Raw genomic sequence first — 11158 nt, forward strand, 5'->3', positions numbered from 1 at the left:
CCCCAGGCGGAGGCGCGGGCCTTCCTCGGCGCGCGCCTGGGCGCGGACTGCGGCCCCCACATGGCCACATCAAGGTGGCGCCGGAGACGCCGGCCGGCATCTGCCCCGCCGAGCCGAAGCGCCAGGACATCCGCGCCGTCGCCATGAGCTGGTGGCTGTCGAAGCCGGTGCAGATCAATCTGCGCGAGCAGACCAAGAGCGCGCAGGCCAAGATCGCGGAAGGCAAAGGCGCGGGGGCCGGGAGCGGGGCAAGCCTGTGCAGCAACGATCGCGAGATCGCGGCGGTGTGGACGGCCCTCGCGACGCCGTCCAAGGCCTGCCTGCGGACGACGGCCGCCGCTCAGCCCGCGCCGGCGCCGCCGCCGTCCTTGACCGAACCCTCTTCGCCAGCACCCTCCTTGCCCGCACCTTCCGCGCCCGCACCTCCCTCGGGCGGCATGCGCCAGACGCCGTAGCGCCAGGGCGCGAGGAGATGCCCGCCCTCGGGCAGGCGCTCCGGCACCGGGTCATAGCCGTGCCCGCCCCAGGGATGGCAGCGGCAGATGCGGGCGGCGGCCATGAAGAAGCCGGCATAGGCGCCGTGGCGGCGGATCGCGGTGTCGGCATAGTGCGAGCAGGTGGGCAGATAGCGGCACTGCCGGCCCATGAACGAGGACAGCGTGTAGCGATAGGCGAGGATCGGCAGGCGCAGTGCCGTGCGCGGCGCCAGCTTCAGGGCGCCGAGAAGCCGCCTGAGCCGGTCCGCCGGCACGGCGGACGGCGCTGGGCAAGGGCCGCGCCGCCGCCAGCGCCGCCTCAAAATCGTCCCGTTCCGGGACCTTCATGGGCTTCGACACTTTTCCCTTCCTTCGAGCCGGGCCGGCGGGTCCGGCGGACCCGTCGGCTTCGGCACGACCTCGCGAGTGACCGATGACCGACCGACCTGTACCCGACCGATTTGCGCCGCAGCCCGACGCCGCGGCGGATACCGCCCCCGCGCCGCTCGCTTTGGCCGTGCGCGCGCTCGCCTTCGCGACGCTGCGCCATACCGACCAGCGCCGCAAGGGGCGCCGCGCCCAGCCTTATGTGAACCACCTCGCCGAGGTGGCGCTGCTGGTGAGCGAGGCGACCGGCGGCCGGGATGCCGCACTGGTGGCCGCCGCTCTGCTCCACGACGTGGTGGAGGACCAGGGCGTGACCCTGGCCGAGATCGCCGCCACCTTCGGCGCCGATGTGGCCCATCTCGTGGCGGAGGTCACCGACGACAAGGCGCTCGCCCCCGAGGAGCGCAAGCGGCTCCAGGTGGAACACGCCCCGCATTTGTCGGCGCGCGGCAAGCTCCTGAAGCTGGCCGACAAGGTGGCGAACCTGCGCTCCCTCGCCGAGGACCCGCCTTTGGACTGGGAGGCGGCCCGCGCCATTGCCTATGTGGCCTGGGCGCGGCAGGTGGCGGCCGGGCTCACGGGCGTGTCGCCGGCGCTGGAAGCGGCCTTCGATGCCGCTGCAACGGCCGCGCTCGAGGCCATCGCGGCGCAGCCGGCTTCGGCCTGAGGCTCATTCCGCGGCGGCGGCGGCCTTGTCGCGGGCGGCCTCGATCTGGCCGATGGCATCCACCACCGCGTCGAAGGTCAGCAGGGTGGAGGCGTGCCGGGCGCGATACTCCCGCACCGGCTCCAGCACCGCGAAGTCCGCCCACTTGCCCTCGGGCGGCGGCCCGTTCTCGCGCAGCATGCGCGCCACGCTCTCGCGCAGCGCGCGCAGCTCGGCGGTGGTGGCGCCGACCACGTGCCGCGCCATGAGCGAGGACGAGGCCTGGCCGAGCGCGCAGGCGCGCACCTCATGGGCGAAATCGACGACCGTGTCGCCGTCGAGCACCAGGTCGATGGTCACGGTGGAGCCGCACAGGCGCGAATGGGCGCGTGCGCTCGCCTCAGGCGCGGCGAGCCGACCGAGCCGGGGAATGTCGGCCGCGAGGGCGAGGATGCGGGCGTTGTAGACGTCGTCGAGCATGGGCTGTTCCGCCGGCCGGGCCGGTTCCGTCCTTGCGCCGGCGCTCTTTCGGCGTCGGCATATCCGCCTATATATAGCGCGCCGGCCGCCGGATTGAAGGCCGGCGCGGATGCGGACGCAGCCGGGCGGCGAAGACGGCCGCACTTGCGCGGCGGAGCGCGCGGTCGCATGATCAAGCTGGGCCTGCGCCTTTGGCGCGCCCGGATGGAACGAGGACGGCAAGGCCGCCGCCGAACGACCGGCGGGGCGCGGATGATCCCGAGGACCCGCGCGTGCGTAGCCGACACCCGGTGACACTCCCTCTCGCGTCAGCCTGAGGGTCGAACGGAGTTGGTCATGGACGCGGTGGTGAAACTCTTCATGGCTCAGGCCGAGCAGGAGGCGAAGGCGCGCGCCGAGGAGGCGGCGCGCCGGGCGAAGATCGGGACCGAGGCCGAAGAGCCCGGCGCGACCGCCGTCCTGCACGAAACCATCGCCCCCCTGTTGCCGGACGGCACGCCGCGCCCCTCGCGCGGCGAGGCCGAGGCGGCGGTGCGGACCTTGCTCGCCTATCTCGGCGAGGACCCCGCCCGCGAAGGCCTGCTCGACACGCCGCGCCGGGTGGTGGCGGCCTATGACGAGCTGTTCTCCGGCTATGGCGAGGACGCCGACGCGCTGCTCGACCGCACCTTCGGCGAGATCGGAAGCTTCGACGACTTCGTGCTGGTGCGCGATATCCCCTTCCATTCCCACTGCGAGCACCACATGGTGCCGTTCGTGGGCAAGGCGCATGTGGCCTATTTTCCGGTGGATCGGGTGGTGGGCCTGTCCAAGATCGCCCGCGTGGTGGAGATCTATGCCCGCCGCCTGCAGACCCAGGAGCATCTGACCTCGCAGATCATCACCGCGCTCGACGAGGGCCTGCGTCCGCGCGGCGTGGCGGTGATGATCGAGGCCGAGCACATGTGCATGTCCATGCGCGGCATCGCCAAGCAGGGCGTCTCCACCATCACCACCCAGTTCACCGGCATGTTCCGCGACGACCCGGCCGAGCAGGTGCGCTTCATCACGCTGCTGCGCGGGGGGAGATAGGGGCAGGGCGCCGCGTGCCCTGGCTGCGTTTTCCTGGGCAAGAAGGCATGCATGGCGGCCAGAGCCAGTCTCCCGCGGGCCGTCTGCGATCGTCCGCGCTGCGTCACCCTCCGGCTTGTCCGGAGGGGCCACCGACCCGCTGGTCCAGGCTGACGCGTGGATGCCCCCGGACAAGCCGGGGCATGACGTCCGGCTGGTCCTGAGCGCGCCTGCCTGCCTCGACCTCGCACGCGGAATTGAAGGGCTTCGCTTCCGCCGCCGACTGGGGCAAAAGGGACGCCCAATCTCGAAGGTCGACACCATGAGCGCCGACGCCTCCCTTTTCGCCCGCCCGCGCGGGGTGCCGCCCTTGAAGAGGGCACCGTGCTCTCGCCCCGCTTCGATGCGGCCGGGCTCGTGACCTGCGTCTGCGTCGACGCGGCCACCGGCGAGGTGCTGATGCTGGCGCATATGAATGCGCAGGCGCTCGCGCTCACCATCGCCACCGGCGAGGCGCATTATTTCAGCCGCTCGCGCGGCCGGCTCTGGAAGAAGGGCGAGACCTCCGGCCACGTGCAGACGGTGAAGGAGATGCGCATCGACTGCGACCAGGACGCGGTGGTCATCAAGGTGGACGTGGGCGGCACCGGCGCCTCGTGCCACACCGGGCGCCGCTCCTGCTTCTACCGCACCGTGCCGCTCGGCGCCGCGCCCTCGCCGGAAACGCAGCTCGCCTTCACCGACGACGTGCCGCGCTTCGACCCCGAGGCGGTCTACGGCCAAGGCGGCCACGGGCATGGCGGCCACGGGGATGGCGGCCACGGGGATGGTGGCCACGGGCATGGCGACGGCCACGGCCACTGAGCCGCGGCCGTCGCTCATTCAGCCGCGCGGGAGGCCATGAAGGCGCGCCAGCCGCCGAGCGCGGTGATCTCCTGCGCCTGCGCCACCGCATGGGCCTCGCACAGGAAGCCGGGCACCTCCGTGCCGTCCTCCAGCCGCACCTTGCCGATGCCCAGCGGCGCGGGGATGCGCGCCACGAAGCGGCCGAAGGCGTCGGGCGCCAGCGCCCAGACCTCCACCTCCAGGCCGGGACCGGCAAGCCCGGCGCGCGCACCACGCCCGGCTTCATGGGGCTGGTGTCCGGCAGCACGTAGAGCCGGTAGTCCGGCGCCGTGCGGCAGCGCTTCAGGAGCACGCCGCCGGCCTCGATCAGCTCGGCATTGAGCGGCATGCCGGAAAGGTGGGCCCCCACCACGGCGATGGGCACCGCCTCGGCGGCGGGCAGGGGGCCTGAACCCTCGGGGGCGAGGAGACGGCCGCTGAGCGGCGTGCGCGTGGTCATGGGCATCCTCACAAATCTTCCAGCACGGCGACCACGTCGCCGGAACGCACGGTGCGGCCGGGCGCGGCGCGGATTTCCCGCACCCGTCCCGCCGCGTGGGCGGTGATGGAAATCTCCATCTTCATGCTCTCGATGATGGCGATGGTGTCGCCTGCGGCGACCACCGCTTCCTCTTCCACCAGCACCTTCCAGACATTGCCCGGCACGTTGGCGGACACCCCGAAGCAGCCGTCCGGCATCTCGCCCTCGCCGAGCATTCCGGCGCCGTCCTCGACGACGAAACTGTCCAGCCCCTCCGCCTTCCAGCGCGCCCGCTCCGCCTCGAAGGCCGCCTGCTGGCGGGCCTTGCCGGCGGCGATGGCACCGGAATTGGCGGCGAGGTTCGCGGCATAGTCGGCATAGGAGAAGCGGCTCTCCTCGATGCGCACGGGATAGGCGCCGTGGGGGAAGGCGGCGCGCGCCTCCATCAGTTCCTGATGGGAGACCGGGAAGAAGCGGATCTCGTCGAAGAAGCGCAGCAGCCAGGGGTTATCTTTGAACGCAGGCGTCCGCCGCCAGGTGTTCCACATCTGGATGGTGCGGCCGAACAGCTGGTAGCCGCCCGGCCCCTCCATGCCATAGATGCACATATAGGCGCCGCCGATGCCCACGGCATTTTCCGGCGTCCAGGTGCGGGCCGGATTGTATTTGGTGGTCACGAGGCGGTGGCGCGGATCGATGGGGGTCGCCACCGGCGCGCCGAGATAGACATCGCCGAGCCCCAGCACCTGATAGCTGGCGCCGAAGATGATGTCCTTCACCGCCTGCTCGTCCTCAAGGCCATTGATGCGGCGGATGAAGTCGATGTTGTCCGGGCACCAGGGCGCATTGGCCCGCACCAGCTCCTGATACTTGCGCATGGCGAGCTGCGCCTGCGGGTCGTTCCAGGAGAGGGGCAGGTGGACGATGCGGCTCGGCACCACCACGTCCTCCGCCGCCGGCAGGCCTTTCTCGATCTCCGCGAGGGCGTCGAGCAGCCTGGTGCGGGGCAGGTTCGCGCCGTCATAATGGATCTGGAGCGAGCGGATGCCCGGGGTGAGGTCGATGAGGCCGGGGAGCTTCGCTTGGCTCACCGCCTCGGACATCAGGTGGGCGCGCAGGCGCAGGGCCACGTCGAGGTGCATGTCGCCGAACTCGACGAGGAGATTGTCGTCGCCCTGCCGGCGATAGACGACGCGCACCGGCCCATCCTCATGGATGGCGAGGATGGGGGAGGAGGTCTCCTCCGGCGCGCCGATGAGGACGGGGCCGGCGATGGGGTCCTCCGGCCGGGGCAAGGGCACGAAGCGCACGCGGTCGCCGGGCTTCAGCTGGCCCATCTTCCACTGCTCGTCGCGGGCGATCACCGCCGGGCAGACGAAGCCGCCCAGCGAAGGGCCATCCGGGCCGAGGATGATGGGCATGTCGCCGGTGAAGTCGATGGCGCCGATGGCATAGGCGTTGTCGTGCAGGTTGGAGGGGTGGAGCCCCGCCTCCCCGCCGTCGGTGCGCGCCCAGCGCGGCGTCGGCCCCATGAGGCGCACGCCGGTGCGGGCGCTGTTGAATGGACTTCATAGGTGGCCGAGAACAGGTCGGCGATGTCCTCCGGCTGGAAGAAGTCCGCGCGCCGTGGGGGCCGGTAGAGCACACCGATCTGCCAGTCCCGCGTCAGCGGGGCGGGGGCGGGGCACTTGTGCCGCCGGGCCGCGGTCGGGCGCGTGGATGCGGGGGCGAGGTGGAGCGCATCGCCCGCCTTCAGCGTGCCGGTGGCATGGCCGCCGAACTGGCCGAGGGCGAACGTCGCCCGCGAGCCCAGAACCTCAGGCGCCTGAAAGGCCCCGGCCACCGCCAGATAGGCCCGCTGGCCGGCGCCCTCGATGGCGCCGATGGCGAGCACCTGCCCCGCCTTCACCGGGAAGGCGGCATCGTGCGGCACTGCGGCGCCGTCGAGCCGCGCCGGCATATGGGCGCCGGAGATGGCCACCGTCGCATTGTCATGGAAGCGCAAAGTGGGGCCGTTGACGGTCATTTCCAGCGCGCAGGCGGTCTCTGGATTGCCCACGAGGGCGTTGGCGCGGCGGAAGGAATGTTCGTCCATGGGGCCGGACGGCGGCACGCCCACGTGCCAGAGGTTCAGCCGCCCCGGGAGTTCTTGAAGGCTCGATTGCGCGCCGGGGGCGATCACCTCCACGCTCGTCGGCCGGAAGGCGAAGTCCTTCAGCGCCGTCGTCGCCACCTTGCCGGAGGCGAGAAGGTCGGAGGCGGCGATGGCCGCGAGATACTGAAGGTTCGTCTCGATGCCGCAGATGGAGGTCTCGGCGAGCGCCTTCCGCAGTGCCGCGATGGCGCCCGGCCGGTAGTCGGCTTTCACGATCACCTTGGCGAGCATGGGATCGTAAAACGGCGTCACCTCCGTGCCGGTCTCGATCCAGCCGTCGATGCGCGCCCAATCCGGGAACTTCACTTCCGTCAGCAGGCCCGCGGAGGGCTGGAAATTGGCGTGGGGGATTTCCGCATAGACGCGCACCTCCATGGCGGCGCCCTTGGGCGCGAGCGGGCCGGCGGCACCGATGGGGTCTTCGCCCGCCGCCTGCCGGATCATCCATTCCACGAGGTCGATGCCGAACACCGCCTCGGTGACGGGGTGTTCCACCTGAAGGCGGGTATTTACTTCGAGGAAATAGAACTCCTGCCGCGCCGGGTCGTAGATGAACTCCACCGTCCCCGCGCTCTCGTATTTCACGCTCTCGCCGAGCTGCACGGCGGCGGCGTGGAGGCGGGCGCGCACCGCGTCGGAGAGCAGGGGGGCGGGGGTCTCCTCCACCACCTTCTGGTTCCGCCGCTGGAGCGAGCAGTCGCGTTCGCCCAGCGCCAAGACCTTGCCCTTGCCGTCGCCGAAGATCTGAACCTCCACATGGCGCGCTTCCGCGACGAACCGCTCCAGATAGACGCGGGCATCGCCGAAGGAGGCGCGGGCGGTGCGCTGGACGCGCTCGAACACGTCGCGCAGTTCGTCCGGCGTGTGGCACAGCTGCATGCCGATGCCGCCGCCGCCGGCGGTGGACTTCAGCATCACCGGATAGGAGATGGCCTCCGCTGCCGCCAATGCCTCCTTCGCGCTGTCGAGGAGGTCGGTGCCCGGCAGCAGCGGCACGCCCGACGCCTTGGCCAGCGCGCGCGCCGTGTGCTTGAGGCCGAAGGCCTCCAGATGCTCCGGCTTCGGGCCGATGAAGGCGATGCCTTCCTCCGCGAGCCGCCGCGCAAAGCGCACGTTCTCGGACAGGAAGCCGTAGCCCGGATGCACCGCCTGCGCGCCCGTCGCCTTGCAGGCGGCGATGACGGCGTCGACGTTCAGATAGCTCTCGGCGGCCGGGGCCGGGCCGAGGCGCACGGCCTCGTCCGCCTCCAGCACGCCGCGGGTGAAGCGGTCGGCATCCGAATGCACGGCCACGGAGCTGATGCCCATGGCCCGCGCGGTGCGGATCACCCGCCGCGCGATCTCGCCGCGGTTGGCGATGAGGATTTTCGAGAACATCTCAATCCTCCGCGCCGAACACGAGCACCTTTATGGGCGTCGGGTTGAAGCCGTTGCAGGGATTGTTGATCTGCGGGCAGTTGGAGATGACGAGGAGCACATCCATCTCCGCGCGCAGCTCCACATAGTCGCCGGGGCCGGAAATGCCGTCCACGATGGCGAGTTCCCCGGTGGGCTCCACCGGCACGTTCATGAAGAAGTTGATGTTGGGCACGATGTCCCGCTTCGTCATGCCGTGCTTCGCCACTTCGAGCACGAAATTCTCGCGGCAGGCGTGCAGATACTTCACCTGATGGCCGAAGCGCACCGTATTCGCCTCGCACGAGCACGCGCCCGCCGAGGTGTCGTGCCGGCCGCAGGTGTCGGCCGTGACCGTCAGCATCACGTTGCCTTCGCTGGAGATCAGCTTCGTGCCGGTGGAGACATAGGCCGAGCCCTGCACGCGCAGCGTATCCTGCGAGGAATAGCGCTCGGAGAAGTCGTCGGCCTTGTAGAACAAAGTATCGACGGCTTGCTGGCCTTCCAGATCGACGATGCGCACGCTCTCGCCCTTCTTCACGAGGCAGGAGAAGGGCGCGTTGGCGGGCACGAAGTAATCGCGCAGGGCGGAAGACGCATCGCGCACGGGAGACGCAAAGAATTGGGTCATGTCGTCCTCCCTCAGCGCGCATTGTTCTCGAAGCCGCGGACGGCTTCGATGGTGGCGGTGCGGCACAGGTCGTCCGCGGCCGGAGCTGGCGCGCGGAAGCGGATGGCCTCCACCGGGGGCGGGGCGTAGTCCGGCGCCGGGTCCATGGGGTGCGGGCAGTTGGAGAGGGCGACGATGAGGTCCATCTCCGCCCGCAGGTCCACGAAGTCGCCCTGCTGGCGGGCATCCTCGATCCAGCGGAAACTGCCCTCCGCATCCGTGCGCACGGGGGCGAAGAAGGTGAGCGCGGGGGGAATGTCCCGCTTGTCGAGGCCGCGCTTCAACGCCTCCAGAATGAAGTTGTCGCGGGTGTTGCGCAGCACCTTCTCGCCATAGCGGGCGCGGTTGGAGGCGGGGGTGGAGCCGCCCACGAGGGCGTCATGCATGCCGGTGGTGTCCTCGATCAGGGAGAACATCACGCGCCCCATGTCGGAGAACAGCACGCGGCCCTTGCCGAGGGCCGAGGTCCACTGCACCTTCACCGTGTCGGCATAGTTCAGCCGCTCGGAGGCGTCGGTGGCCGACCACGCGATCATGGAGACCGCCGCCGGCCCGTGCGCCAGATGGATGCGCAGGGCCTCGCCGGCCTTGAGCGGCGTGGACCAGTACCAGCCGCCGGGGATGGTCTCCGTGCTGAGCACCGCGCCGGGCCTGATGGAAGCCGAGCCGCGCAAAGTGGGGCCGGGCAGGGCCTTGGGCGCATGCTGCTGGCCGGCGGCCTTCAATTCCTCGTAGCGGCGCTTGTTTTCCTCGATGAATTTCTGGGTTTCGACGCTGACGGTCATGGCTTTTCTCCTCAAGCCGTCTTCAGCGCCGGGTCGTCCCGGCCGGTGCCCGAGGAAGTGGCCGGGTCGTCCCGGCCGGGGCTGTGAGGGGTGTCCGGGCTGCCCGGGATGCGCGTGCCCGCGATCCTCTTCGGCCAGACCTCGATGTCCTTGGCGACGGTGGCGCCGTAGCGCGCCTTTTCCTCCGGGCGGTTGCGGCGGCGCTCGAAGGCGATGATGCGGGTGGCGAGGGTGAAGGCCTCGCGCAGATCGTGCGTCACCATCACCACGCTCATCTCGCAGGCGTTCCACAGCGCCTTCATCAGCACGTGGATGTCGGCGCGGATGCCGGGGTCGAGCGCGCCGAAGGGCTCGTCCAGCAGCAGGATCTTGGGGCGGCGCATGATCGCCTGCGCCAGCGCGAGGCGCTGCTGCATGCCGCCGGACAGGGCCACGGGATACTTGTCCTCCGCCCCCTTGAGGCCGACCTCGGCGATCAGCGCGCGCGCCTCCTCCTCCGCCTGCCGGCGCCGGGCGCCGAACAGGCGGCCCGAGAGCGGCGCCTCGGCGAGTTCCGCGGCGAGCAGCACGTTGCCGAGCACGGTGAGATGCGGGAACACCGAGTAGCGCTGGAACACGACGCCGCGGTCCGCGTCCGGCTCGGGGGCAATAAGACGGCCGTCAATCAGCACCTCGCCGCGGGTCGCGTGCTCCTGCGAGAGGAGGATGCGCAGGAAGGTGGTCTTGCCGCAGCCGGACGGGCCGACCAAGGCGACGAAGGAGCGCGGCGCGAAGTCGAGGCAGATGTCCTCGAGCACGATCTGGTCGCCATATTCCTTCCACAGGTGGCGCACGCTGATGGCGGTCATTTCGCGGCTCCGAACCAGGGGAAGAGGAGCCGCCGCGCCTTGACCAGGGCCACGTCCATGACGACCGCAAGGAGCGTGATCCAGGCGACGTAGGGCAGGATCACGTCCATGGCGAGATAGCGCCGCACCAGGAAGATGCGGTAGCCGAGGCCGCTGTCGGAGGCGATCGCCTCGGCGGCGATCAGGAACAGGAAGGCCGGCCCGAGCGAGAGGCGCAGCGCATCCATGAGGCGCGGGGCGATCTGCGGCAGCACCACGCGCAGCGCGATGATCCAGGAGGAGGCGCCCATGGTCTGCGCCTTGATGAGCTGCTCGTGCGGCAATTCCTCTACCCGCATGGCGAGATCGCGGATCAGGAACGGGGTGATGCCGATGGCGATCAGCGCGATCTTCGATTCCTCGCCGAGCCCCATGACGATGAACAGGATCGGCAGCAGCGCCAGCGGCGGCACCATGGAGACCATGCCCACGAACGGCGCGAGGAAGGCCCGCACCGTGGGCAGCATGCCGATCAGCACGCCCACCACGAGGGCGACGCCGGTGGAGATGGCGAGCGCGGCGAACAGCCGCCAGAGGCTCGCCGCGGTGTCCGACCACAGGAGATAGTCGCCGGTGCGGTTGTCGGCGGTGAAGGCCATCTTCACGATGGCATCGCCGATGGTGCCGAAGCTCGGCAGCAGCTTGTCGTCCGGGTTCAGCGCGAGGCGCTCGGCCGAGCCCAGCACGTAAGCGAGGATCACCAGCGCGAACGGCAGCATGGCGAGCACCAGCGCCCGTTCCCCCGGTCCGGCCTGACATTGATGAGGCGCATCCGGCGCGGCTCCTGTGTGGTTGCGTGTTGCCCGGCGGCCCCGCCGCCCGGGCGCCCTCTCCCCCTTGCGGGAGAGGGCAGGGTGAGGG

The 11158-nt window shown here is 70.5% G+C and carries 8 protein-coding genes and 3 pseudogenes; 3 read left to right on the forward strand and 8 right to left on the reverse strand.

Features of this window, described 5'->3' with window-relative positions; translation table 11 throughout:
- Nucleotides 1-340: 340 nt before the first annotated feature.
- On the reverse strand, nt 341-751 hold the full coding sequence (yidD, locus tag AC2W7M_RS11715) for a membrane protein insertion efficiency factor YidD (protein ID WP_486132517.1): 411 nt from the start codon (nt 749-751) through the stop codon (nt 341-343).
- Between the two features lie 158 nt (nt 752-909).
- Here yidD and AC2W7M_RS11720 point away from each other — a divergent pair, with 158 nt between their 5' ends.
- On the forward strand, nt 910-1530 hold the full coding sequence (locus AC2W7M_RS11720) for an HD domain-containing protein (RefSeq protein WP_486132518.1): 621 nt from the start codon (nt 910-912) through the stop codon (nt 1528-1530).
- A 3-nt stretch (nt 1531-1533) separates the two neighbouring features.
- Here the strand turns inward: AC2W7M_RS11720 and AC2W7M_RS11725 are convergent, their stop codons facing one another.
- Nucleotides 1534-1989 carry an iron-sulfur cluster assembly scaffold protein gene (locus AC2W7M_RS11725; RefSeq protein WP_486132519.1) on the reverse strand — a complete coding sequence of 152 codons (456 nt, stop codon included), beginning with the start codon at nt 1987-1989 and terminating at the stop codon, nt 1534-1536.
- Nucleotides 1990-2325: 336 nt separating this feature from the next.
- Here AC2W7M_RS11725 and folE point away from each other — a divergent pair, with 336 nt between their 5' ends.
- Both folE and hisI read left to right on the forward strand, forming a co-directional pair.
- Nucleotides 2326-3060 (forward strand): GTP cyclohydrolase I FolE, encoded by a 735-nt coding sequence (gene folE / locus AC2W7M_RS11730; protein ID WP_486132520.1) that lies wholly within the window; start codon nt 2326-2328, stop codon nt 3058-3060.
- 363 nt (nt 3061-3423) lie between these two features.
- The gene (hisI, locus tag AC2W7M_RS11735; protein ID WP_486132521.1) at nt 3424-3903 is read left to right on the forward strand and encodes a phosphoribosyl-AMP cyclohydrolase; all 480 of its coding nucleotides are present in this window, start codon (nt 3424-3426) and stop codon (nt 3901-3903) included.
- A gap of 14 nt (nt 3904-3917) precedes the next feature.
- On the opposite strand, the pseudogene AC2W7M_RS11740 reads toward hisI, so the two are convergent.
- The 6 genes and pseudogenes from AC2W7M_RS11740 to AC2W7M_RS11765 form a co-directional block, all read right to left on the reverse strand.
- A pseudogene (locus tag AC2W7M_RS11740) lies at nt 3918-4345 on the reverse strand (allophanate hydrolase-related protein); the annotation flags it as partial.
- Nucleotides 4346-4392: 47 nt separating this feature from the next.
- Nucleotides 4393-7937 (reverse strand): annotated as a pseudogene (gene uca / locus AC2W7M_RS11745) (urea carboxylase).
- Between the two features lies 1 nt (nt 7938).
- Nucleotides 7939-8586, reverse strand: a complete 648-nt coding sequence (locus tag AC2W7M_RS11750) for an urea amidolyase associated protein UAAP2 (RefSeq protein WP_486132522.1) — start codon at nt 8584-8586, stop codon at nt 7939-7941.
- Between the two features lie 11 nt (nt 8587-8597).
- Complete coding sequence (locus tag AC2W7M_RS11755; protein ID WP_486132523.1) at nt 8598-9410, reverse strand: urea amidolyase associated protein UAAP1; 813 nt, start codon at nt 9408-9410, stop codon at nt 8598-8600.
- Between the two features lie 11 nt (nt 9411-9421).
- Nucleotides 9422-10258: an ABC transporter ATP-binding protein gene (locus AC2W7M_RS11760; protein ID WP_486132524.1), complete on the reverse strand. Its 837-nt coding sequence runs from the start codon at nt 10256-10258 to the stop codon at nt 9422-9424.
- Nucleotides 10255-11069 (reverse strand): annotated as a pseudogene (locus AC2W7M_RS11765) (ABC transporter permease). The gene AC2W7M_RS11760 and the pseudogene AC2W7M_RS11765 overlap by 4 nt, the downstream one beginning before the upstream one ends.
- Nucleotides 11070-11158: the final 89 nt, after the last annotated feature.

Source organism: Xanthobacter sp. BG11Y11_SDJG, assembly GCF_057364445.1.

Bases quoted from the DNA above. Each gene is read 5' to 3' on its own strand.
- AC2W7M_RS11720 (WP_486132518.1), top strand. From the start codon at position 910: ATGACCGACCGACCTGTACCCGACCGATTTGCGCCGCAGCCCGACGCC.
- AC2W7M_RS11725 (WP_486132519.1), bottom strand. From the start codon at position 1,989: ATGCTCGACGACGTCTACAACGCCCGCATCCTCGCCCTCGCGGCCGAC.
- folE (WP_486132520.1), top strand. From the start codon at position 2,326: ATGGACGCGGTGGTGAAACTCTTCATGGCTCAGGCCGAGCAGGAGGCG.
- AC2W7M_RS11750 (WP_486132522.1), bottom strand. From the start codon at position 8,586: ATGACCCAATTCTTTGCGTCTCCCGTGCGCGATGCGTCTTCCGCCCTG.
- AC2W7M_RS11755 (WP_486132523.1), bottom strand. From the start codon at position 9,410: ATGACCGTCAGCGTCGAAACCCAGAAATTCATCGAGGAAAACAAGCGC.
- AC2W7M_RS11760 (WP_486132524.1), bottom strand. From the start codon at position 10,258: ATGACCGCCATCAGCGTGCGCCACCTGTGGAAGGAATATGGCGACCAG.